The following is a 20,908-nucleotide window of genomic DNA, read 5'->3' as shown; positions in this document are numbered from 1 at the left end:
GACGGGGCTTAAAATGGGCCGGGTCACCAGACGCCACCTCCGGCGCGCAGGCGAGCGCCCAGAGGCTGTCTCCACCACCGACCATTGCCCGTCTCGTCATCGTCCAGGTCGTGATCCGGATTGGCGGCAGTGACTGCTTCATAGCCATATTCTGCGGCCGTCTGCCGCGAGGCGAACCAGGCGAGTATCCCGGCGATCGCAGAGTCGCCATGGCGCTCCAGTCCGTCCGCACCCTTGTAGCGCATATCCTCGGGCACGCGGATCACGCCGTTGGTGAACTGGAGCGCCTGATGGTCGCGCACGATATCGGCATCCGCCGCCAGGATGACCGAACAGTCGGCCACGGCCTCGACATAGGGCGGCGAGTTCTGCCGGTACCATTCGGCACTGAGCTTGACCTCGCTGATGCGCTCGCCCCATTTCTGGCGCGAGACTTCGGCCAGATAGGCACCGTTGCCGGTGGCATCGAACGCGCCATGACCAAAGCGCGGCAGCTTGTCACCGACATAGAAGACGATATCGCGCTGGGTCTCGTAAGGCACGTTGCGCAGCTCCAGGACGAATGCGCCATGCCGGACCAAGTCCTGGCCATAGGCATTGGCGATCATAGACGAGGCATCTCCCGAGCGCGCGAAGTCCATGCCGAAATCATGGCGCAGCTTGGGATCGAGCCGGGCAAGGACCGGTGCGAGCTTGGTTGCCAGAAACTCCTGCGTCAGCCCCGCGCGTATCTTGGGATCGGCTTCCTTGAAGCTGTCGGGCAACACCCAGCGGATAACCGGCACGTCCGGGCTGGTCGCGCGCTCGATGACGACGCGCGGCAGCGCCGCACCTTCCGCATCGGCCGGGATCGCGTCCAGCTCCTGCCGCATCTGCGCTTCGCGAACGCCATAGCTGCCGCGAATTCGCGCTTCCCATGCGGCTTCAGCCTCCGCCGTGTAGGTCCATCCGCGCAGCAGGCAGACGCGGCGGTAAAGCCCATTGTCCACCGCCTTCTGGAACGGGATATAGTGGAGCGAGTACGGGATTTTCCCGGCCTTGGCCTCGCCGATCAGCTCGTTGAACGGGTTGAGCACGCCATTGTGCGTGGAGATGATGCGGATCTTGCCGCCCCAGATCAGCAGCGCGTTGACGGCATCGAGCACAGCCCGCACGTCCTTGTGGAACGCGGCCTCATCGATGACGACGACGCCCTGCAGGCCGCGAATGTTTTCCGGCCGTGACGACAGGGCCTCGACGCGGAAGCCGCTGGCAAAGGTGACGCGATAGGCGGCAATGAAGCGCGAGCTGCCATCATCGCGTTCGTCCTCGAACAGGAACTCTTCGACGTCGACCAGTTCCTTGGCGACGACGCGCGCGAAGTGCGCGACATAGCCGATGAACTCGCGGCCCTTGTCCTTGGTATCGCCGATATAGAAGACATTGTCGCCACCGGCCGATCGCGCGGCAGCGGCGATCAGCGTATCGTCGAGCGCCTCGGCATAGGTGATGCCCGTCCGCCGACCCTTTTCCCCGAGCTTCAGGTCGGAGCGGTCTTCCAGCCACTCCTTCTGATGCTTCATCAGGATGCCGTCCGCCAGCGGATCGTGATCGGCGGGCAGCTCAGCCCCGCGCGGCAATTCGCGCGGGAGCTGCTCGGGATGGCGCGCCAGGACCGGCGAAACAACCTGCTGTTCGGCCTTGGGAGGCTGTAGCTCGCTCATACGCGCAGGCCGAGCACGTCGCGGCGCATCTGTGCGATCCGGTCTGCGCCAAGGCCTGCCTCGCGGGCGAGCGTCTCGGCCTTGTCGGCAGCGCTGACCAGCTTGTCCTGAATTTGCGCCTCGATCCGGCGGCGATGCTCAGCTGAGGTCTTTTGGGCGTTGACGGCTGAGTTGAGCGCGCGCGCGAGCTCGTTGACGTCCTTCGCCCCGGCATCGCCACCTTCCAGAAGCCGGAAGGCAGCAAGCTTGACCATTTCGGCAACCGCGACAGTCACCTGATCGGGGCCGTCCGCGCCCAGGCTCTCGACCAGCTCGTCAGAAATGCGGCGGACTTCGTCGAGCTTGCGGAACTGGATGGCCTTGCGGACGGCATAGCGGCCCCAGGCCGACTTGCTAATGGGGGCGATTCCGCGATCGGCCAGCCGGGCATTGAACTCGTCCAGGATCGCACGGGCGTGCATTTTGCGCTCGCGCAGCTGCTCGACCGCCCAGACGAGGTCAGGTTCGGCCTCGTCTGGCAGCATGTCGATGGTCGACAGCCGACCCCGGCCCTCGCGGCGGCTGGAAGCGGACTCGTTCATGCGCGGTCACGCTTCATCGGACGGACGGCTGATGCCGTCGATCACGGCCCGGCGCTCGACATGGTCCCGGCCCGCGCGGCGCAGTTCGGCGACGATGACCGTCCCTGCCTTGTTCAGCCGAACGGCTCCCAGCTCCTCCAGCTTGTTGAGCTGGGTACGGACCCATTCGCGCGAGCGATTGAAGCCGAAAATGTCGAGCACCTGGAGCAGCGTGGCATCATTCAGCTGGCCATTGGTCTGGTTGGCCAGCTCGCGCAGGATGCACAGGCGCGCGTCGCGGGCGACGACTTCGTCGAAGCTGGGAGTGTTCATGGTTTCTGGCTCGCGGAACGGAGATAATCGTCGATGCGCTGAACTGTCCGGGCGACCCCGCTGAGCTCGCGGCTCAGAGTGTCGATCTGTCCGGTTACGCGGGTCAGATCGAGCTCCAGGCGCTGGAAGTCCTGTTTCGTCGGGGTGTGGCGCTGCTCGGCTTCGACGGCCTGAATGCGGCTGTCATGGGAATCGATCGTGGTCGCCAGTGCGTCGATCTTGGTGCCGAGCTCGGTAAGCTTCTTCTCGATCCCGGCCCGGCCAACCGACAGCCAGACCCAGACCGTGTTCGCGATCGATACGAGCAAGGCGCAAACGCCGAGCCATTGGGCAATGAGGTTGAAGGTCATGCAGCGCCGATCCCGGTGAGGCAGACCTCGACTTCGCCGATCCGCTTGGTGTCGCCCTGTCTTCGCAGCACGAGGCCGCGCAGCACCTTGCCGCCCGCCATGCGAAACTTGCCGATGAACTCGCACGCCTCGCGATGCTTGCCCTGGGAGAAAAGGCGGGCGACGCTGGAGCGGTTATAGGCCGCTATGCCGATATTGTAGGCAAGCGAGGTATGCGCGGCCCATTGATAGGGATAGTTGGCGATGTTCGGATTGCGCTGACGCACCGCTTCGGCGAATTCGGCCGCGCCTTCCTCCAGCATCAGGCGGCATTCGGCGTCGCTGTAACGCCGCATCTCGACGCGCGTTTCGCCATAGCAGACCGTGCGGACGCCAACGCTGTCGAGATACGGATCGTTGCTCTTGCCTTCCCAGGTGGCGAGCAGAGCGGTCAGCGCGCCCATCATCACCATGACGGAGCCGACGACGCCCGCCTTTTTGAGGCCAGGACGGGGAGCGGTTTCTCCGGCGCGGCTCATGCGCGGCGCTCCGCAGGCGGGGCCTGTTTGACGTGGCGCGCGATGATGGCCGCGATCGTCAGGGCGAGCGGCACGAGGTCGGCAATGCGAGCAGGCAGCATGGCGCGCAGATCGGGCGGCAGGTTCTGCCAGGCGACCAGCAGCGCATCGGGTGAAGACAGGCTGAGAGCCTGGACGAAAGCCGCAAGCGCCATGAGGCGGAGCGACCACCAGCGCCACCAGTCAGCAGCGTCGGAAACAAGGTGGCGGGCGAAAAACGATGTGATGCGGGCGCGCATGGCGGCTCCTCGTGTCAGGAGAAAATCTGCCGCGAAAATGCGCTGGGGGAGTGCTCTGCTGCCATGCCCGCCAAGGCGGGCGGGTGCCCGAATGGACGGTGTTCAGAGCGGAAGGAGATACTGGGCCGAGCCCTTGACCGGCGGCGATGCCATACGGCGAAACAGCTTGTCCACCCCGGTTTCGGTGATGCCGAGCTTGCGCGCAATCTGCGCATTGCTGAGCCCCTGCGCCCGATAGTGCCGGGCGCGCAGTTCGCGCGCAAGAGGGATGCGCAAGGTGGCCGACGTGTAGGACCGCGCCAGCCGATCGGCGGCTTCCTGACCCAAAGCCTGTGCAAGTTCGTGCTCGGGGCCGATGCTGCGCGGGACATGGAGGCGCGTTCCTCCGAACCGTTCGGTCAGGGCGACAAAAGCCGCTTCACCCAACAGGCCGATCAGTTCGGAGGAAAGGTGGTCGTGCATGCGGCTGACTTCAGCCCTCGCCCAGACCAGGCGAGGCCAGAGGAAGCACGAAGCCGCAACCGCTGCATTCGGCGGTGCTGCGCCCGATATGCCATGCACCGCCAGCGCAAGCCGGGCACGCGCGACCCTGCGCGTAGGTGCCAAGCGGTGCGCGGCGCAGCGCGACAGACAGGGCAGTGCTGCGTCGGGCTGGTGCGGTTAGCCGGGCACGAATATCGGCGATGGTGGTGACGCGCGCGCTCATGCTGCGGCTCCTTTCGAGGGTTGGTGTTCGCGGAGCATCCGGCCCAACTCTCCGGCTGCGCGCGTCAGATGCTCGACATCGAGCTCGCGAAAATCCTCCTCACCGAAGAGGCGGAACATCGCGTCCTTAAGCGACCATTGCGCAGGCACGTGGCCGATCTCGACCAGCCTCGCGAGGATTGCCCGGCACAGATCGCGCTTCAGCACGGCGATGCTGCCGGTCGCCTTCCAGCCATGGCGAATCGCAATCGCCTTCAGCGCCTCGATCAGCCGGTCGCATTGCGACTGGTCGGCCCATTGCAGGGCAGTGCAGCCGAGCTGGCGCTTGGCGAAGGCTTCCAGCGCCTGTTCCGAGGCGTTGTCGATCGCGCCGAGCTGCCAGAGGCTGATCCACAGCGCGCGGGCCTTGCGGGCGACGGGATGGTCAGCCGGGCGGCGGGTGGAGCTGCTCTTGCCGCTCTTGCGCCTGGTCGGAGGAAGCGCCTTCCAGCCGAGCCCTTCCATCGCCTTCAGCGCGCGATCGAGCCCTGCGATATCCGCCTCGGCCGCCGACATGACACCGGCGCTGCGCTGGAGCAGCGCGCGGTAATCATCCTCGGCCATGGCCAGCTGGTTCTTGGCGACATGCAGCTTGCCGATCATGGAGCGGCGCTGCGAGCTGGCGTGCGGCGCGGTCATGGCTTGGCCTCGACCAGCTGACGCACGAGCTGCTGCCAATCGCCGACCGTCTCGCAAGATGCGCCCTGGTCATCGGTGATGGCGATGTCGAATTCGTCTTCCATCGCAAGTGCCAACTCAATCTGGTCGATCGCATCGGCGTGTAGATCGTCGGCGAGATGGGCATCAGGTGACAGGCAGTCGCCCGTAATGGCCGTGGCAAGATGATCGGCGATGATCCGGGCGACGCGCACCTCGATCGGCAACGCATCAGCGGCCTCTTTCTGGGCGGCGCTCATGCCTGGGCTCGCTTTGCATCGCGGTAACCCAGCGCGTCCAAATCCTTGGCGAGTGCAAGGGCCGTCGCAATTGCGCCGTCGATGGTTTCGCTGAAGCCGCAATAAATGGATTGAATGGCCCAGTTTATCGACTGGATGTGGTCGGGTCCGTATTTAATCAGCGGACGGCGAAGATGGACCAAGAACCCGGCCTTCCCGCGCAGTTCGAGATCGCGCATCAGGCTTTGCCAAGCACACAGCGCGCCTCCCCCAGGCCCGTCAAACAGCATCTCGCTGGTTTCCATCAGATAGAAAGGGTCACCAGCCCAGCCCAGCGTTTCAACCAAGCTCCCCGGCAACTCGCCGAGTTCTTCCATGAAATCGATCAGGGACGCGGGAACATGGCCGTTGGGTAATGGCCAGAATTCTGCGATGCACACATTGTGCTTTTCCAGCTCGTAAAGGTCGGACATCTGGGTCGCTCCTATATAGTCAGGGGATTGTGATCAGGCGGCGATCTGCCGGGTCGAGAGCTGCGCCCAGCAATCGCGGATATGGCCTGCGGTGGGCGAAACGCCCTCGCTGCCTGCCATCATGAAGGCGAGTTCGAGCGTCAGGGTCGCAATGCGCAGGCTGCCCGGTTTCTGGCAGATATTCCGGACGGCACGGCGCTGGTCTTCCTGCTCCAAGCCCCATGCGTCGCACAGCGCATCGGCGTCGCCCTGCAATGCTAGGGGACGGATCATGCGCAGACCGATGCGACTGTAGAGCTGCGCAAAATCTGCACTGCGGCTGCCGCCTTCGAGCCGCGACAACACCTTGATGTTGCCGAGCAACGCAATACCGATACCGGTAGCGTCATGGAGCGAGCGAAGCTCATCCAGCGACGGCTGCTTGAGATGTTGGGCTTCGTCGATGGCAAGCAGTCCGCCCGTGCGCACAAGCCGTTCTTCGATGCGCGCCGAGAGCTGGTTCGGGGGACCATTGACGTCCTTTTCACCGATCGCCCTCAAGACTGCCTGGAGCATCGGCGCGATGCTCGATGAACTGGGGCGCATGGTGGCGACCCAGACGTTGGCGAACTTCGACTGGTAATCTTCAAGCGACGTCGTCTTGCCGAGGCCAGCGCCGGTCGCGATGACGGCCATGCGGCCGCGCTGCGCGTACGACAGGATCGACTGGATCTCGCGAGCCGTTGGCCCGGCAAAGAACGGCGGAGGATTCGGCGTCGCAACCGACAGGGCCGACTGGCTGGCGAGCGACTGGCGATAGCGCTCGACCTCTTCGGCAACGCCGCTTTCATCCCCGGCATAGCCGCGCGTCGAGCCGAACTGGCTGAGCGTGCCTGCCGATCGGCCGATGCGCTTGGCGATCTCTGACCAGCTCATGCCGGTCGCCGACTTGTGGTCGATCAGCCAGGCGCGCTGCTCCTCGATGTCGATGCTGCTCGCTGCAGCGGTGATCGGGGTGATTGTCATTACTCGCTCCTTATTCGGGGTCAAAAAATCGGGGTCATTCGTCGACCAGGCGCAGTTGGGAAAACCGGTCGAGAAACTGGTCGTGAGAGGTCGCTGGGGCGTCATTTGCGGTCGCCTCAGGGACCGGCACGGGAAGCGCCACGGCGGCGCTGGTCTGGCCACGGACGCGAACCGGGCGCAGGACAGCAGCGTCGGGCAGATCGTCGGGCGGGCCGAAATTGGGCAGGCGGGCCGCGACGTCGCTGGGCGACATGCGCCGCTCCAGTTCGGTCATGCGGCGCGTCGTCTTGCGGTGCTCGGCTTCCAGACGGGCGCGCGTCCGCGCGGCATCGACATCGAGGAAGCCGGTCTGCTCGATCAGCGGGGCGCTGACCAGGAACCGGCCTGCGCGATCGTAGACATGCACCGGCAAGGTCAGATCATCCGGATCGAACCTCACGATCACCTTGGCCCCGGCGATCTGCATCAGCTCCTGCGACCAGTAGCGGTTGCCGAACAGAGTGATCGTGCCGGATTCGCGGTGCGTTCCAACCTGCTCGCCCGCGAGCAGGGCAAGGCGTAGCTGCTCACGCGATGCACGGCCGATCGGCGCGTGGACATAGCTGTCGGCGAAAGTCTGGTCGAAGCTGCGTCCGGCCGCACCCTGCGAGCGCCTGCCGGGGCGAGCATTGTGCGCGGCGATCTCGTCCTTCACCAGCGCGATAAATGCATGGTGATCGACGGCCTTGCTCTGATAGCTGTCGGGCTTGGCGTCGGGCCGGTTGCCGCTCCAGGCCCCATCGCAGGCCGGGTGGCGGGCGATATCGTCGCACATGTCGCGGAACGCACGCTCGATCGGCTTGGACTGGCCGCGATAGGGCAATGTCCAGTGGATGTTCACCCCGAGCAGGGTCAGCAGGCCGAGCGGTTCATCATCGCGGATTTTGAAGCGGAAGCGGGTCTTGGAGCCGCCGGTCACCCATTTGGAGGCAAAGCCCCGGCCATTGTCCATGACGCAGGCCTTGGGGATGCCAAAATCGCGCATCACGTCGGCCAGTGCCAGCCGGGTCAGGTGCGCGGACTCGGTGACGCCAATGCGCCAGCCCAGTATCTTGCGGGAGAACACGTCCTGGATGGCGACCATGACGGGGCGGATCGGCTTTTCAATGCCTGGCCAGCGGACCCAGACGTCGAACTTGTGGCCATCCATGGTGATGAGGGCGAGCGCGTGCAGGTCCTCGACCGATCGCGACTGCGGCGGCAACATGCGCCGCAGCGCCTCCTTGCCTTCCCGGGTGGCGACGACGACGCGCCGATCGAGATCTCGCTCAAGCCTGCGGCGCAGCGTAACCTTGTGCGGCAGCTCGATATTCTCCTGCGCCGCATAGCGCTCCAGGCGGCGGAAGCACGAGGCGAAGCTCGGCTTGGAATCGCGCAGCCAGTCGGCCCGGATAAAGTCCCACGCGCGCGGGTCGATCTCGGCCCGCTTGCCGCCACCGCTGCGACGCGGAGCCAGGGCCACCGGCCAATCCTCGCGAGCGATGCCCTTGACCAGGCCCAGCCAGCCCCAAATCGTGGCCGTCGATACGTCATGCGTTGCCGAAGCGGCGGCGATCGCCGCCGAGCGGGTCAGCCCAGCGCCTTCGAACGTCTCCACGGCCGTCAGGATGTCAGCGCGCTTCAGCGCCTCTTCACGGACCTTGTCGCTCTGCTGTTCCAGCCAGTGCCAGCCCGATGCGCTGGAGCGCAATGCGGGCTGTGCGCCGTCATTGGCGGCAGCGGGGCCGGCCGCGATCGCGCCGCGCCGGATCAGCTCGATTCGAGCGGCTGCGGGTAGCAGCTCGACATGATATTCGATCCCGCCGCCGCGTCCCTTGCGCGCGCGGGCCATGGGCAGGCCATCCGACCCGATCCGGTGCGCCCAGCCTTCCGCCTCGGCGCGCTCGTCGAGCCGCCGCCGATCGGCAGGCAAGCCCGGCAGTGCCATAGCCGCCAGCTCTGTCAGATTGTACCAGGCGGACACGTCAGCCATCGTTCTGCTGACCCTCCACCGGGTGCGACCAGCGCGAGCAGGCCGGGGCGTTGACGCGAATGTCGGTTCCTGGCCCCCTGGTCCATTTCACGAGGGCGCATTTCGGGAAGGCCTTGCGACCACCCATCATGCGCCGGATGTGGCGGCAGGTTTTGCAGAATTCGCCCTCCGGACCGGAGCCTGGCGGCGCGGCATATCCGCCCTTTGGCTTGCTTCTGCGCTTGCCCTGCACCTGCCAGATGCTGGCCTTGCCCTGTAGCGGCATGTCGAGCGCAAATTGGATCTTGGGATCGACCGGCATCAGCCCTGCTCCTCCATGCCGAGCTGGCGCGCGTATTCGATGACTTCTTCGGCGAGCATCGGCTCGCGCTTGCCGCCAACGCGGTAGCGCCGGATCATCGCGCTGCGATCGAGGATATCGACCAGGATCGCCTTGCTCTTGAGGAACCGGATCGCCCGCTCGATCGCTTCGCGGCGCTGGGCGATGGGGTCGGTAGCGGAAGCCACATCGCGCCGCTGGTTACGCTGTCCTGGCAACGGACGCGGCGCGGGCCGATTGCGCAGCGCCAGCTTGCCAGCCGCCTCGCGGATGCGGTCCAGCCGATCAGCCCTGGCGATCTCGCTATCGGACAGGCGTTGCGATTTGGCACGCTGGCGCTTATCGACGGTTGGCGCGGTCGGCACCGGTGCTAGCAACGCCGACCGCGCCTCGTCCGCGCAGCCCTGAGGGGGTTGCGGCTGCGGGACGGATATGAATTCGATGGCCATTGCAGGCGGGAACGCCGGAATTTTCTCGACCCCCACAGCTTCGACTGCCTTCAACAACTGGTCGCGATATTCGGCGATGACGGTCTGATCAGGGGCGCTGGCAAAATCGAAGCCGATGATGACCGGCTGGCCAAAGGAGCCATCACAGTCAGGCCGCATACAGGCCGGAACATCGGCGGGATCGAGCGGTGCTGTGGACGTAAAAGTCGCGTATTCGTCGACTATGGTGAAGCCTTGCTTACCCCGAATTACGGGCTCCTGCGCCATTGGGGCATCAGAGATGCAATCATCACGCAGGCACGCAGGTACATCCGCCGGATCGATGGGCGCGCTGCCCTTGACCTGATCAGCCAGGCGCATGCGCTCCAGCGGCAGATAGGCCACGTCTGTGCCCGCATGGCGCAGGTTGAGCAGAGCGCGTACGGTGTCGGGTGTGATGCCCTTTGCGCGGCGGATGTTCGGGCGGTGCGGGCTGCTCACTTCATCCGCTCCCGCGCGATCCGCACCGTCGCGTTCTTTTTCCAGCCGGAAAGCAGGCCTGCGTCCTTTGACCAGGTGCACGTCGCGGTGACGCCCGCGACCCGAAGCGTGTTGGTACAGGGCCTGCAGGTATAGGTTGCGCCATGGTCAGCGACTAATGTGCCGATGATCGTCGCGGCGGTCTGGCCACGTCGTTCGGCCAGGGCAATCTGGTCATAAATGCGCTCAATGCGATCGACAGCTTCAGGCTTCATCGTCAGTTCCTCATCATCCAGCGGGCGTCGAATTCCTCGTGGGGCTTGAGCACGGGCGTCTCGATCGGGGCGGAAAGGCCGGGTGCAGCGTGTGCGCCTATCGTCGCGCGCATGCGGTGCTCGGCGAGCTCACGGGCATCGCGGCGCAGCATCTGCCGCGCCTCACGCAGCGTGATCTTGTGGGCGATGGCCAACTCGAATTCGCGGCGATGGGTGCGCCACTTTTCTGCCTGGCGAGTCATGGGCAAACCTCCCTGAACTGGGCGAGCTTGGTGTTCACGATGTCGAGAAAGATGAGTTCGCAGCCCGTGGGCAGGCGGCTGCCCTTGGCTCCGTTGCAGCGCTTGTGGGCGAGCAGGAGATTCCCCTCATTGCCGCCACCGCGCGACAGGGGAAGCACGTGATCCAGCGAGGTGCCCTTGGTGCCGTAGAGCTTCCGGCCGCAGATGCCGCAGAGCCCCTGCTGGACGCTGTGGAGCAGGCCACGGCGGAAGCGTGCCGAACGGGATTTAAGCCGCGCGCCCATCAGCTGCACCCCCGCTTCGATCTGCGGTTCTTCGGCCGAGGGGCGATCCAGATCGTGCGGGTTTCGCCGGGCTCGATTTCGTCGCACGGGGCGTGGAAATCCCACACCACCCACATGTAATCGACCTTGCCGTGGCGGAAGGCCTTTTTGCCCAGGGCCTCGACCTGATCGCCGGGCGGCATGGATGGGCGCTCGGACAGGATCAGGATGAACAGCGGAGGATATTCGGTGAAGAGCTTATGGCGACCCTCGCTGGCCAACCACTTGACCGGCAGCAGTGCGCAGAGCGTCCATGGGTTGAGCTTGATGGCTTTGCGGATGAACTTTTCTGCAAGGCCAGCGACTTTGCGCCCAGCCTGGTTCGAATAGGGCGGATTGAAGACGATCGACTTGTTCTTGTGAATGTCGAGCAGACAGGTCTGATCGCCCAGGAAATCATGCTCGAACAGGAAAGCTGGGGAGTTGGTGCGCTGCTGAATATCGGTCCCCGCAACGGCCAGACCGCGCCGAGCGAACGGCTCCAGTGTATTGCCGAGGCCACAACACGGGTCCCAGATCAGATCGATATCAAACCACTGCTCATAGCCGCCGCAGAGCGGACCACGGAGCGTATCGATCAACGCATCCGTGACCCACGATTCCTCGACATACCAGTCCCAAGGGTGGCGCGTTGCGGCGCTGGAAAGCTCGCCGCTGCTCATGGCTGCACCTGTCGGAGGGCGGCGAGCAGCGCGGCCGATCCGGCGCGGACGCTGTTCTCCTGGATGCGGCGGTCGCTGCGGCCATCGAAATAGGTGACGACGCGCTCGACCTGACCCTTTTTGATGCCGGTCTGCGCCGCGATCTGCTGCATCGACAGGCCCGCATCCCACAAGTCCAGCACGCGCGATTCCTGACGGGTCAGGGTCATATGCGCGCCTCCACCGTCTTGTCGGGATGGGCGCGCTGCAGCGCTTGGCGCAGCAGCTGTGATCCCTTGACGATACCGGCCTCGAAGCCGCCATCGCCCAGCGAGTATTTCTTGGTGATCGTGGTGACCGCACCGCGCTTGAGGCCCAGCTGCAAGGCGATCCTGCCGACGGTCAGGCCCTCGTCATACAGGTCCATGACGAGCTTTTCGCGGGGCGTCATCATCGGGCGTCCCCCAGCAAAGAGGGGCCGGACGCGGCATCCACGCCATGGTGCAGGTTGACCGCATCGCCCTGCTGATGACCGCGCAGCCAGTCGTTATAGGCTGCCTGACCCTGAACCTTCGCCTTGCGCGCATCGACGGGCACGAGGCCGGGGTGCTGCGCGACGATGTATTGCTCGATCGCGGGGTCGTCGGCGCGCTTTGGAGCGAGCTCGCGTACCTTGTTGTGGACCGCATTGGCCCAGCCCTGGGCGAAGATATCGGCCCCGAGACGCTTGCGGCCCAGTTTCACGCGCTTGAGGCGTGTAGCGGTGTACTCGGCCCGTGCGGTCTTCAGCTGCCTGAACAGCATGGCATAGGCATAGGTCGCGATGGCAGCGGTCGGGCCGTGGCCGACGAACGTGCGATCGCCGACCGCGTCGATGAAGGAGACGGTGCCCAACGCACGATTGACGGCTGCATTCAGGTGCAGTTCCCAGAGCGGCGGGCGCATGGTGCGCGTCGAGCGGGCGGTGGCCTCCTCGATCTCGGCCATGGCAAGATCGGCCTCGCCGATGCCATTGGCCTCCATCAGCTCGCGAGCCTTCGCCAGGGCGGCAGCAGCCTCGTGCTCGTTCGCCGATCTGGCGAGGCGCAGGCACTTCTGGATTTTCTTGAGCAGCTTCTGATCGATCATCGTCCAGCCTCCCAGCCGAGCGATTGCCTTGCGGCCTTGATCCAGGCGGCGAGCAGTTCGGCCTGGCCCGCCTCGTGCGTGACGACGCCCGAGACACCCGCCATGCGGATGCTGAGGCCGACTTCACCGGCGCGGATGGTCGCATCGAGCCACAGCTCGGCCTCGTGCAGCACGCTGATCCAGGGCAGGTTGCGCAGCTGGCCTTCGACGAAGCCCAGCGCCCAGCACAGCTTTTCGCGATCGGCGTGCGTCATGCGCCCCTCCAGCGATCGGAGATGCGGGTTTGCGTGCAGCTCGGGTGCTTCTTGATCGAGCTGGCCATGGCCCGCGCGCCGAGGCGCGTGTCGCTCCAGCCGATGGTTGCCCATTCGCCTTCGCGCGGATAGCCGAGGGCCTCAACCTGCCAGCGCTGGCCCTTGTCGCCGATACGGGATGCGGGCCACGTCATCGTGCAGCCCCCATATGCTTGGGGACCACCCAATTGGGCGGCGGCGGAGCAAGAACATCCTCGAACGTGCCGTCGGCGAGGTCGAGATAGGTCCGCGCAGCGTCGAACGCCTCGGCATAGGCCTGCATGTCGCGGGCGCGCCAGGCGGCGGTGATCGCGCGCTGGGTGCTCTGCGGGATCGCGGCCCAGTGGTCGGGGCAGAAGATCATGCCGCGCGACACAGTGTCGCGGCAGATGGTGGCGGCGCAGCGGACCATCACAGATCACCCTTCCGCAAAGCTGCAAGGATGACGCCGAGGCAGAAAAAGCAGACCAGGGCGAAGCACCAAAGCATCATCGAGGCGGCAGCGGCCATCATTGGCCACCCTTCCAGAAGGTCAGGCCGATGACGCCGATCGCGAACAGGCCGACCAGCGCAAAGAACAGGGTGCAAAGGACGTGAGCGAGGGTCATTCGTCTTTCTCCGTCAGGTCGCCGCTGGCGCGCAGCGCCTCGATCCGGGCGTCCAGGGCAGCCCGCACCGCGACCAGCGCGGACGGCTTGACCTTCTCAGCGAGCGTGGGAGCCCAGCTGCGCCAGCTGGATGCCGACAGCCGGTCGAGATTGGCGGCTGCGTTGTTCAGGAACTTGGTCTGACCCTGTGCGGGCGCGGCTTGTTTGGCATCGGCGCAGCCGCATTCGGCCATGGCCTGTTCGACTGTGATCTTGCCGACTGGCCATTTGAGGATGCAATCGATGACGTTCCGGCGATCGTCCAGGCTGGCGATCTCCGCCAGCTTCTGGACGTTCTTGCGGGTCTGCCCCACGGGGTGGCGCGCCAAATCCTCGAAATGATCGGGCAGAGGGGCGATGATCTGCCTATGGATGAGCAGAAAGCGGCGCAGGTCGCGCGATGACATGCCGAGGGCCTCGGCAGCGCTTTCCTGCCAGCCGTATAGTCCGGACATCGTGTCCGCACTATGCGCTGCCTCCAGGTCGGCGAGCTTTTCGGCACCATTCTGGGCAAGGTCCCGCTCGGTTTCCCAGCGCTTGCGCGCGCCAATCTCCTGGGCAGATGCGCCGCCAAAATCGCGGGTAAACTGGGCCTGGTAGACGTCAGCCAGGGCGCGCACGAACAGGGCCTTCTCGATCGGGCCGAGGTCACGCCGGTGCATGTTCTCGGAAGCCTCGATCAGCCGCAGTTGCAGCGCATCGCCATCGACGACGATCGCCTTGACCTTCAACCGCGCGAGTTTCGCGCCCTCCAGCCGGTGAAGGCCCGCAACGAGCATCCAGCCGCCACCATCAACGCTCTTGCGCACCTTGATCGGGTCATTCTGCCCGTCGCGCTTCATCAGCGCGGCAATGGCCTCGACTTTTTCAGGCCAGAGCAGGCCGATGCGGTTGCTGTACCGAACCTCGTTCGGATCGATCTCGATGATCGCCTCGGGGGTCATGGCTGCGCCTCCGATCCGCCGTTTGACTCGTCAGGCCGAACACGGGAGAACCGGAACCGACTTGCAGGGCCGGGGGAGTGCCATGATGAAAGTGGACGAGTATTGCGCAGCGGTCCTGCGGGAGGTGGAGTGGTATCTCGACGCCCTGCAAGCCGAAGGCCTCGCAGCAGTGCTGCAAAGCGCCGCAGCGACCGACGCAGGCGCGATGCACGCGATGATTGACCAGCGGGGAAACGAACTCCGCGAGATAATGGTTCAGCCAGAGGACGAACGCGCTGCCACTTTCCGCCAGATGAGCGACGCCACAGAAAGGCACCAGATGCTGTTAGCTGCAGCGCATATGGCCCGAAGTGGACTGGCCTGGCTCCAGGCTGCCAGCACCAGCGCGGCAGACACATCGGTGCAGATACACCCGATAAGGATGATGCACCGGGCAGCGTGGGCTGCGGGAGAGCTGCTTTACAGCTATCCGAGCCTGTGGCCGTTTGACGACGGGAATGACCCGTTCGGCGAGTTGGGTGGTGAGTAAGCCTCATGCTCCCAGCTCCTCGCTGAGCTGCTTGAGGTCGCATACATGCTGATCGAGCAAAGCTCTCAGGCGGTTGCGGATGTCCTTGCCGAGAGGCAGCGCCTCAATGGCGGCAGCGAATGCAGCCGCTGAGTGGAGCGCACCAAGGGCAGCCACCGGTTTGTCTTTGGTTGCCCTAAGTTGACGCAGCTCAGCGACGGTGGAGCGATGCCAGTATGGCCGAATTAGAAGAATGACATGGTCGCTGAACGCGTCCGCGAGGCGGAATGTCTCATCGGCATGATGATAAACTAACGACGTCCACTCGCTTGGCCGCATCTGGAAGCAGAGCCAAAGGTTCTGGACGAGATCGTTGTAAGGCTGTGGCCGCTTGCCATGCTCTATCCAGCGAATGGCCACGTCGCGGCGATCTTTTTGGGCTTCAGAAAGACCCGGAACGTGGCTGCGCAAGCGATCCGCGATCGCCTGCGCAGCACGTTGCGCTGCGACATCGAGCTCATCTTTTGATGGAGCGCTCATTTCGCACCTGCCGATTTTTCACGGTGCGAATCTGTTGGATTTGCGATAACGTCCGAATATTCGGATGGTGGAAGGTCAGAGACTGGCTTGCTAAGCGCCGCTTCAATCGCACTGGCAACGCGCCTGCTTTTGTAGCCCCGCAAAAGGTCGGTAACCGATTTATTCGGCAATCCGTGGTGGCGCTCAAAGGCTGCGACGGAGCGGAATCTCTTCCGAAGTTCAGCCTTGACGTCCTCTGGATGCATGTGAGTGAGTAACATATGGTTAACCCGAAAGTTCGTGACGAAATCTCGGATACATCACGGCGACGCAGGCGTCAATTCGTATCAACCGATAATCCGGTGGGAAATCGCATTTTAAGCGAGTTGAAGGGGCGAGATTACGCTTGGTTGTCCCAGAGGACCGGAATTCCGGCGAGCACGATAAGCGATTACGTCCAAAGGGGTATTTCTCGGGCCGACAATGCGGTAAAGATCGCCGACGCGCTTGGGATCACGCTTGACTGGCTGTTAAAGGACCACCCATCAATTCCGGTCGAGCCACCCATTGGTCGCCCTGCCTGGTTGACTGATGCGGCCAACTCAGACTGGGTGGCATTACCAGAGTACGATCTGCGCACATTCACAGAATCCGGCAAAGGCGAACCGTTGGCGAGCACCGCATTCCGTCGCGACTGGCTCAATCGGACTTTGCTGACCGACAGCGGCTTGTGGACTACGCGGCTGCTGAGCGCCTATCCTCCTGCCGATCTGAAGGAAGGCGAGCAGGTGATCGTGCAGGATCATTCTCTAGCTGATCTAGCAGAAGGCCACCTCTGCCTTTGGGGGCTTGAAATGATGGGAGAGCTTTCAAATCGCCTCGTTGGACGCTACTCAGTTCGCGCAAGGGGGCAGCATTTGGTGGTAGAAGACGATGGCGAATACTGGGTTTACCCACGCCTGGTCGGCCCCGATGAACACGGTCAAATCGGGGAGGATCGCTACTATTTGATCGGTCGTATCTTGGGTAGGCCGCTAGCCGCAATACGTTAGGAGTGGACAATGAGGGGTTTTCTCGCTGCTCTTTTGGTGGCCGCGACATCTATTCCCGCAGCCGCCCAGGATGGCGACCTCGTGAACGTCAACGGCTGGTCGGTTTACAACTCTTGGAACCAGTGCACCTTGAGCACAACATTTGAAGGCCCCGGCAGCACCAGATTTTTTCTTCTGACTGAACCTGATGAGCCCAGCGTCTTGAGCATCTCCAATAGCCAATGGCAGTCGATCGAAGACAAGATGCCATATCCGGCGGTCATGTTTTTCGATGGCAAGGGCGTTGAGACAAAACTAATCGGGTTGAATGAGAAAGACGGCGCGTTTGAGCCCGGCTTCACGCTCTATGCCAGGAGCGAGGATACCGATTGGCTGCTCGACCAGTTAGCACGATCAAAGAACCTCTCATTCTATCGCGAGGGAACCCTGATCGACTCGTTGAGCTTGGGCGGTTCATCAGCTGCCGTAGCTGAGCTCCGGCGATGCCTGTCATTGACTAAGCGCGCGATCGAGGCAAATGAGGCTGCCAATCGTGAATACGACCGCCGCTGGAAGAGGCTGACCGGCGACCCATTTGCAGAAGGCAAAGAGGACTGATAACACCCTCTCAGGAGGCGCTCACGGGCTTCTCATCGCCCTGGAAAAAACCGCCAAGTTCCGCGCGCCCCAACCACCAGAGGTGACGGTTTTCCTTCGATCTACGAAAGCCCCGATTATGCGCTATGAGTCCAGAACCTCTTGTTCCAGACTCTAAACGAACTTGTTCCGCTACAACACGCCCGAGGCTTCGACCACGACCAGCCCCGCCCCGCCCCGCGCGAACGAGACGAGATGCGAGCGGTGCCAGTCATTGGCGACGCCTTCGGTCGCCGAATATTGGCACATGGGCGAGACCGCGATGCGGTTGCGCAGTGTGATCGACTTGAGCGTGAACGGGGTGAACAGCGGGGCGTCGGTGCCGGGGCTGGGATTGGTCATGGGGGAAATGTCCTTGGATAGGGGGTGGGGGTAGGTTTGATTGTTCGTATATAATCGAACTATAGGATATTCAAGAGTACCACGCTATATAAGGGCGCATGAGGAATTATGCCCATCCCGACCTTGCCGACGTTTCGATCGAGCATCTGCTCCACGCGCTGAGCGATCCGGTGCGGCTCGACATCGTCCGCCAGCTCGCCCGCGACGGCGAAGCGAGCTGTGCCGCGCTCGACGGCGGCCGCCCGAAATCGAGCATGTCCCACCATTTCCGCGTGCTGCGCAGCGCCGGGCTGGTGCACACGCGGATAGCCGGCGTGCAGCATATGAACACGCTGCGGCGCGAGGAGGTAGATAAGAGGTTTCCGGGGCTGCTGGGGGCGGTGCTGGGGGTGACCGGGTAGGTTTAGGAGGTGTCCGGTTTCAAGCGATGAGTGAGAACCCGGCGATGACGGCGTTTGGGTGGTTAGTTGCCGTTCCTAGGATTCACTCCAGCCATAACCTTTGATGACGTCGAGTTCCGGCAATTTGGACAGAATTTGCTTAAGATCAGACTCGATCCTCGCAGCGCTTTGTCCCGCACATCCCTTTTGCAGCACGAACACTCCGATCTTATCATTGGAATCTTTGAAACCAACGCTCACGATCGACGAGCCATGAGAGGTGATGTTGCAGTCTTTCGGCGATAGGGTAGCTCCCTCCTCCGTCAGTTGCTCGGGTCGATATGGGGCAAGTCTTGTGTATAAATCTCTTAAAATTCGTTTGCTTACATGTTGGTTGTCTAACGTATGAGTAACCAAATCAGTTCGCTCACTAGAAAAATTCCAATCATACTTTTCGACGCGCAAGGTTCGATCTGGCTTTATTACTATAGACATCTGCGCGGAAGGATCGTCTTGCGTTCGCCGAATAGTCAAAGTTATCTCTTCGTCAGGATAAATCTTAGCTGGCCGAAGTGCACCATTGCCAATTTCCGAACGTATCTCGGCGTCGGCTGGGCTACAGCCGCAGAGAGCAAGGATCAGAAGATGATTCAACCTCATATAGGCAATTGATCACAGGCAGCGAATGTCCGCAACGGGGTCAGTTGCTGAATGGCAGGAATTTTTCCGCTTGGTTGCAAAGCCGCTATCCCCTCCCCGCTTGCCTGCGCAGGCAGGCATCCATCTCCTGCCCTGGCGCCCGGCGCGACGCTCGGGAGATGGACCCCTGCCTTTGCGGGGGAGCAGGTGGTTTGGTGGGGTGGGTCAGCACATCTGGATCGCACCTCTTCGCGGCTTCGCGGCTTCGCGTGAAACCCCTTTTCGCACGCGAAGATGCGAAGCCGCGAAGGGGGCGTGCGAGGCGGTTGGTCAGCGCGTTCCCCTCCCTGCAAGGGAGGGGTTAGGGGTGGGTCGGCGTTTCGCACCACCGTCGATGGCGCGCTGCGCGCGCTTACCCACTTCCTGCCCCTCCCTTGCAGGGAGGGGAGTTTGGTGGTGCGAGTGGGCGGGCGGCTAAGCCCTCTCCCGTTGAGCTTCGCTCGCCTTACGGCTCAGGGGGGAGGGTTTGGGAGGGGGGATGCGCAACGGTGTCGCTGGCTAACGCCCCTCTCAGCTGCGACTAGGCAGCACGCTGCCAAGTCTCGCGTCTCTCCCCTGAAGGGGAGAGAGCGACCGCTACGTCAATGCACCCAGGCGAGCAGCGCCGCCGCGCCTGCGCCCGCCCCGATCACCAAAGCCGTAAGATGGCTCCAGAAGCCCCCGCCTCCCCGTGCGCGGCGTTTGCGGTCCCAGATCAGCGGGATTTTGGGGACCGGCGGCGGCTCGGGGGCGCCGCCCTTTCTGGGCACGCGCTCCTCGAGGCGGCGGATCAGGTCGGGCAGGCGTAAGAGCGTCGCGACATCGGTGTTGATCCGGTCGGCAAGCAGCGTCTCGGGGCCCAGCTCACCGCGAATCCAGTCGCGCACATAGGGCGCTGCGACATCCCACATGTTGATATTGGGATCGAGCTGGGTCGCGACGCCCTCGACCATCACCATCGTCTTCTGCAGCAGCAGCAGGTGCGGTTGGGTCTTCATGTCGAAATCGCGCGTGATCGCGAACAGCCCGTCGAGCATCTGCCCGACCGACAGCTCGCTCACCGGCTTGCCGCGCATCGGCTCGCCGACGGCACGCAGCGCGGTCGCGAACTCGTCGACATTGTGATAGCTCGGCACGTACTGCGCCTCGAAATGGATTTCGGCGACGCGGCGATAGTTGCCGGTGGTGAGACCATAGAGGATTTCCGCCAGCCAGAAACGCGCCTGGCGGTTGATGCGGCCCATGATGCCGAAATCGATCGCGACGATCGTGCCATCGGGGGCGACGAACAGATTGCCCTGGTGCATGTCGGCATGGAAGAAGCCGCCAGCGATCGCCTGGCGCAGGAACGCGAGCACCAGCCGCCGCGCGAGATCGGGCAGGTCGTGTCCGGCGGCGATCAGCGCTTCGCGGTTGGAAATCTTGATGCCGTCGATCCATTCGAGCGTCATTACCGTGCCGCAGGTGCGATCCCAGTCGATTTGGGGCACGCGATAGCCCGGATGGCCATCCATCGCGCTGGCAAGCTCCGACGCGCTCGCCGCCTCGCGGCGCAGGTCGAGCTCGCGCAGGGTCCAGCGCTTGAAATTGGCGATGGTGAGCTGCGGGCGCAGGCGCGAGGCTTCGCCGCCCAGCGATTCGAGATGCGCGGCAGCCCATTCATAGGTGTCGATGTCGCGCGCGAAATTCTTGCGCACGCCGGGGCGCAGCACCTTGATCGCGACGTCGCGCCCGTCGGTCGTGCGCCCGCGATGCACCTGCGCGACCGAAGCCGCGCCGACCGGCATCGGCTCGACGAATTCGAAGAATTTCTCCAGCGGGCCGCCCAGCCCCTGCTCGATCTCGGCGCGGATGTCCTCGAACGGCACCGGCGGCAGGCTGTCCTGCAGGGTGAGCAGATTGTTCGCGGCTTCCTCGCCGACCAGATCGGGCCGGGTGGCGAGCGTCTGGCCGAGTTTGATCGCCGCCGGGCCGATCGCGCGGAAGGCCCCGGCATAATCGGGCACGGCGGGCACGCTGGCACCAAAGCGCGCGAGGCGGAACAGGCGGCGCACCTCAGGCGGGGTCTGCGGCGCGGCCTCGAGCCCTTTGAGCGCCCCATGGCGCGCAAGGATGCGGCCCCATTTCAGGAGCCGCAGGATATGCGTGCGCGGACGGGTCATGGGCGGATGCCGAACCCCCGCCGTTCAGCCGGCCCTTCCC

General features: G+C 63.8%; 35 protein-coding genes. 4 read left to right on the top strand and 31 right to left on the bottom strand.

Features of this window, described 5'->3' with window-relative positions:
* Positions 1 to 23 precede the first annotated feature (23 nt).
* From OPU69_RS05195 to OPU69_RS05070, 26 genes are all read right to left on the bottom strand, one after another.
* Positions 24 to 1,703 (bottom strand): hypothetical protein, encoded by a 1,680-nt coding sequence (locus OPU69_RS05195; RefSeq protein WP_498509573.1) that lies wholly within the window; start codon positions 1,701 to 1,703, stop codon positions 24 to 26.
* Complete coding sequence (locus tag OPU69_RS05190; RefSeq protein WP_498509572.1) at positions 1,700 to 2,284, bottom strand: DUF3486 family protein; 585 nt, start codon at positions 2,282 to 2,284, stop codon at positions 1,700 to 1,702. The genes OPU69_RS05195 and OPU69_RS05190 overlap by 4 nt, the downstream gene beginning before the upstream one ends.
* A 6-nt stretch (positions 2,285 to 2,290) precedes the next feature.
* Positions 2,291 to 2,596, bottom strand: a complete 306-nt coding sequence (locus OPU69_RS05185) for a VpaChn25_0724 family phage protein (protein ID WP_498509571.1) — start codon at positions 2,594 to 2,596, stop codon at positions 2,291 to 2,293.
* Positions 2,593 to 2,946 (bottom strand): DUF2730 family protein, encoded by a 354-nt coding sequence (locus tag OPU69_RS05180; RefSeq protein WP_498509570.1) that lies wholly within the window; start codon positions 2,944 to 2,946, stop codon positions 2,593 to 2,595. The genes OPU69_RS05185 and OPU69_RS05180 overlap by 4 nt, the downstream gene beginning before the upstream one ends.
* Positions 2,943 to 3,464, bottom strand: coding sequence for a glycoside hydrolase family protein (locus OPU69_RS05175; protein ID WP_498509569.1), 522 nt, complete (start codon positions 3,462 to 3,464; stop codon positions 2,943 to 2,945). The genes OPU69_RS05180 and OPU69_RS05175 overlap by 4 nt, the downstream gene beginning before the upstream one ends.
* Positions 3,461 to 3,742, bottom strand: a complete 282-nt coding sequence (locus OPU69_RS05170; RefSeq protein WP_498509568.1) for a DUF7940 domain-containing protein — start codon at positions 3,740 to 3,742, stop codon at positions 3,461 to 3,463. Before OPU69_RS05170 ends, OPU69_RS05175 begins: the two co-directional genes overlap by 4 nt.
* Positions 3,743 to 3,844: 102 nt before the next feature.
* A complete protein-coding gene (locus tag OPU69_RS05165; RefSeq protein WP_498509567.1) occupies positions 3,845 to 4,204 on the bottom strand; it encodes a hypothetical protein in 360 nt (119 codons plus the stop codon).
* Between the two features lie 10 nt (positions 4,205 to 4,214).
* Positions 4,215 to 4,448 (bottom strand): hypothetical protein, encoded by a 234-nt coding sequence (locus tag OPU69_RS05160; RefSeq protein WP_498509566.1) that lies wholly within the window; start codon positions 4,446 to 4,448, stop codon positions 4,215 to 4,217.
* Complete coding sequence (locus tag OPU69_RS05155; RefSeq protein WP_498509565.1) at positions 4,445 to 5,125, bottom strand: gp16 family protein; 681 nt, start codon at positions 5,123 to 5,125, stop codon at positions 4,445 to 4,447. Before OPU69_RS05155 ends, OPU69_RS05160 begins: the two co-directional genes overlap by 4 nt.
* Positions 5,122 to 5,403, bottom strand: a complete 282-nt coding sequence (locus tag OPU69_RS05150; RefSeq protein WP_498509564.1) for an acyl carrier protein — start codon at positions 5,401 to 5,403, stop codon at positions 5,122 to 5,124. Before OPU69_RS05150 ends, OPU69_RS05155 begins: the two co-directional genes overlap by 4 nt.
* Positions 5,400 to 5,855 (bottom strand): hypothetical protein, encoded by a 456-nt coding sequence (locus tag OPU69_RS05145; RefSeq protein WP_498509563.1) that lies wholly within the window; start codon positions 5,853 to 5,855, stop codon positions 5,400 to 5,402. The genes OPU69_RS05150 and OPU69_RS05145 overlap by 4 nt, the downstream gene beginning before the upstream one ends.
* Before the next feature lie 33 nt (positions 5,856 to 5,888).
* Positions 5,889 to 6,860 (bottom strand): AAA family ATPase, encoded by a 972-nt coding sequence (locus OPU69_RS05140; RefSeq protein WP_498509562.1) that lies wholly within the window; start codon positions 6,858 to 6,860, stop codon positions 5,889 to 5,891.
* A 34-nt stretch (positions 6,861 to 6,894) separates the two neighbouring features.
* Positions 6,895 to 8,871, bottom strand: coding sequence for a transposase domain-containing protein (locus OPU69_RS05135; RefSeq protein ID WP_498509561.1), 1,977 nt, complete (start codon positions 8,869 to 8,871; stop codon positions 6,895 to 6,897).
* Positions 8,864 to 9,172: a hypothetical protein gene (locus OPU69_RS05130; RefSeq protein WP_498509560.1), complete on the bottom strand. Its 309-nt coding sequence runs from the start codon at positions 9,170 to 9,172 to the stop codon at positions 8,864 to 8,866. Before OPU69_RS05130 ends, OPU69_RS05135 begins: the two co-directional genes overlap by 8 nt.
* Positions 9,172 to 10,119 carry a hypothetical protein gene (locus tag OPU69_RS05125; protein ID WP_498509559.1) on the bottom strand — a complete coding sequence of 316 codons (948 nt, stop codon included), beginning with the start codon at positions 10,117 to 10,119 and terminating at the stop codon, positions 9,172 to 9,174. The genes OPU69_RS05130 and OPU69_RS05125 overlap by 1 nt, the downstream gene beginning before the upstream one ends.
* Positions 10,116 to 10,373 (bottom strand): hypothetical protein, encoded by a 258-nt coding sequence (locus OPU69_RS05120; RefSeq protein ID WP_498509558.1) that lies wholly within the window; start codon positions 10,371 to 10,373, stop codon positions 10,116 to 10,118. Before OPU69_RS05120 ends, OPU69_RS05125 begins: the two co-directional genes overlap by 4 nt.
* Positions 10,374 to 10,375: 2 nt before the next feature.
* On the bottom strand, positions 10,376 to 10,615 hold the full coding sequence (locus OPU69_RS05115; protein WP_498509557.1) for a hypothetical protein: 240 nt from the start codon (positions 10,613 to 10,615) through the stop codon (positions 10,376 to 10,378).
* On the bottom strand, positions 10,612 to 10,899 hold the full coding sequence (locus tag OPU69_RS05110; protein ID WP_498509556.1) for an HNH endonuclease: 288 nt from the start codon (positions 10,897 to 10,899) through the stop codon (positions 10,612 to 10,614). Before OPU69_RS05110 ends, OPU69_RS05115 begins: the two co-directional genes overlap by 4 nt.
* A complete protein-coding gene (locus OPU69_RS05105) occupies positions 10,899 to 11,600 on the bottom strand; it encodes a TRM11 family methyltransferase (protein WP_498509555.1) in 702 nt (233 codons plus the stop codon). Before OPU69_RS05105 ends, OPU69_RS05110 begins: the two co-directional genes overlap by 1 nt.
* A complete protein-coding gene (locus OPU69_RS05100) occupies positions 11,597 to 11,809 on the bottom strand; it encodes a LuxR C-terminal-related transcriptional regulator (protein WP_498509554.1) in 213 nt (70 codons plus the stop codon). Before OPU69_RS05100 ends, OPU69_RS05105 begins: the two co-directional genes overlap by 4 nt.
* Entirely contained in the window at positions 11,806 to 12,033 is a 228-nt protein-coding gene (locus OPU69_RS05095) for a hypothetical protein (protein WP_498509553.1), read from the bottom strand. Before OPU69_RS05095 ends, OPU69_RS05100 begins: the two co-directional genes overlap by 4 nt.
* Positions 12,030 to 12,707, bottom strand: a complete 678-nt coding sequence (locus OPU69_RS05090; RefSeq protein WP_498509552.1) for a DUF7168 domain-containing protein — start codon at positions 12,705 to 12,707, stop codon at positions 12,030 to 12,032. The genes OPU69_RS05095 and OPU69_RS05090 overlap by 4 nt, the downstream gene beginning before the upstream one ends.
* Positions 12,704 to 12,961, bottom strand: a complete 258-nt coding sequence (locus tag OPU69_RS05085) for a hypothetical protein (RefSeq protein WP_498509551.1) — start codon at positions 12,959 to 12,961, stop codon at positions 12,704 to 12,706. Before OPU69_RS05085 ends, OPU69_RS05090 begins: the two co-directional genes overlap by 4 nt.
* A complete protein-coding gene (locus OPU69_RS05080) occupies positions 12,958 to 13,155 on the bottom strand; it encodes a hypothetical protein (RefSeq protein WP_498509550.1) in 198 nt (65 codons plus the stop codon). The genes OPU69_RS05085 and OPU69_RS05080 overlap by 4 nt, the downstream gene beginning before the upstream one ends.
* A complete protein-coding gene (locus OPU69_RS05075) occupies positions 13,152 to 13,412 on the bottom strand; it encodes a hypothetical protein (RefSeq protein WP_498509549.1) in 261 nt (86 codons plus the stop codon). Before OPU69_RS05075 ends, OPU69_RS05080 begins: the two co-directional genes overlap by 4 nt.
* A 192-nt stretch (positions 13,413 to 13,604) precedes the next feature.
* On the bottom strand, positions 13,605 to 14,591 hold the full coding sequence (locus OPU69_RS05070; protein ID WP_498509548.1) for a ParB/RepB/Spo0J family partition protein: 987 nt from the start codon (positions 14,589 to 14,591) through the stop codon (positions 13,605 to 13,607).
* A gap of 82 nt (positions 14,592 to 14,673) precedes the next feature.
* On the opposite strand from OPU69_RS05070, the gene OPU69_RS05065 reads away from it, so the two are divergent.
* Positions 14,674 to 15,120, top strand: a complete 447-nt coding sequence (locus OPU69_RS05065) for a hypothetical protein (protein ID WP_498509547.1) — start codon at positions 14,674 to 14,676, stop codon at positions 15,118 to 15,120.
* Positions 15,121 to 15,123: 3 nt separating this feature from the next.
* On the opposite strand, the gene OPU69_RS05060 is transcribed toward OPU69_RS05065, so the two are convergent.
* Both OPU69_RS05060 and OPU69_RS05055 read right to left on the bottom strand, forming a co-directional pair.
* The gene (locus tag OPU69_RS05060; RefSeq protein ID WP_498509546.1) at positions 15,124 to 15,639 is read right to left on the bottom strand and encodes a hypothetical protein; all 516 of its coding nucleotides are present in this window, start codon (positions 15,637 to 15,639) and stop codon (positions 15,124 to 15,126) included.
* Positions 15,636 to 15,884 (bottom strand): helix-turn-helix domain-containing protein, encoded by a 249-nt coding sequence (locus tag OPU69_RS05055; protein WP_498509595.1) that lies wholly within the window; start codon positions 15,882 to 15,884, stop codon positions 15,636 to 15,638. The genes OPU69_RS05060 and OPU69_RS05055 overlap by 4 nt, the downstream gene beginning before the upstream one ends.
* Positions 15,885 to 15,899: 15 nt before the next feature.
* Between OPU69_RS05055 and OPU69_RS05050 the strand changes: the two genes are divergently transcribed.
* Both OPU69_RS05050 and OPU69_RS05045 read left to right on the top strand, forming a co-directional pair.
* A complete protein-coding gene (locus tag OPU69_RS05050) occupies positions 15,900 to 16,670 on the top strand; it encodes a helix-turn-helix domain-containing protein (RefSeq protein WP_498509545.1) in 771 nt (256 codons plus the stop codon).
* A 9-nt stretch (positions 16,671 to 16,679) separates the two neighbouring features.
* Positions 16,680 to 17,267, top strand: a complete 588-nt coding sequence (locus OPU69_RS05045; RefSeq protein WP_498509544.1) for a hypothetical protein — start codon at positions 16,680 to 16,682, stop codon at positions 17,265 to 17,267.
* Between the two features lie 171 nt (positions 17,268 to 17,438).
* On the opposite strand, the gene OPU69_RS05040 is transcribed toward OPU69_RS05045, so the two are convergent.
* Positions 17,439 to 17,648, bottom strand: a complete 210-nt coding sequence (locus OPU69_RS05040) for an oxidoreductase (protein WP_498509543.1) — start codon at positions 17,646 to 17,648, stop codon at positions 17,439 to 17,441.
* 98 nt (positions 17,649 to 17,746) lie between these two features.
* On the opposite strand from OPU69_RS05040, the gene OPU69_RS05035 reads away from it, so the two are divergent.
* The gene (locus tag OPU69_RS05035) at positions 17,747 to 18,049 is read left to right on the top strand and encodes an ArsR/SmtB family transcription factor (RefSeq protein WP_498509542.1); all 303 of its coding nucleotides are present in this window, start codon (positions 17,747 to 17,749) and stop codon (positions 18,047 to 18,049) included.
* 75 nt (positions 18,050 to 18,124) lie between these two features.
* Here OPU69_RS05035 and OPU69_RS05030 read toward each other — a convergent pair whose 3' ends face one another.
* Together OPU69_RS05030 and ubiB are read right to left on the bottom strand one after the other, a co-directional pair.
* A complete protein-coding gene (locus tag OPU69_RS05030; protein WP_498509541.1) occupies positions 18,125 to 18,682 on the bottom strand; it encodes a hypothetical protein in 558 nt (185 codons plus the stop codon).
* 626 nt (positions 18,683 to 19,308) lie between these two features.
* Positions 19,309 to 20,868, bottom strand: a complete 1,560-nt coding sequence (ubiB, locus tag OPU69_RS05025; RefSeq protein WP_498509540.1) for a 2-polyprenylphenol 6-hydroxylase — start codon at positions 20,866 to 20,868, stop codon at positions 19,309 to 19,311.
* Positions 20,869 to 20,908 lie beyond the last annotated feature (40 nt).

The sequence above is a fragment of the Blastomonas sp. 34TW genome, assembly GCF_059803595.1.
The sequence above is the reverse complement of the archived record's forward strand: the minus strand, read 5'-3'. Positions and strand labels throughout refer to the sequence as shown.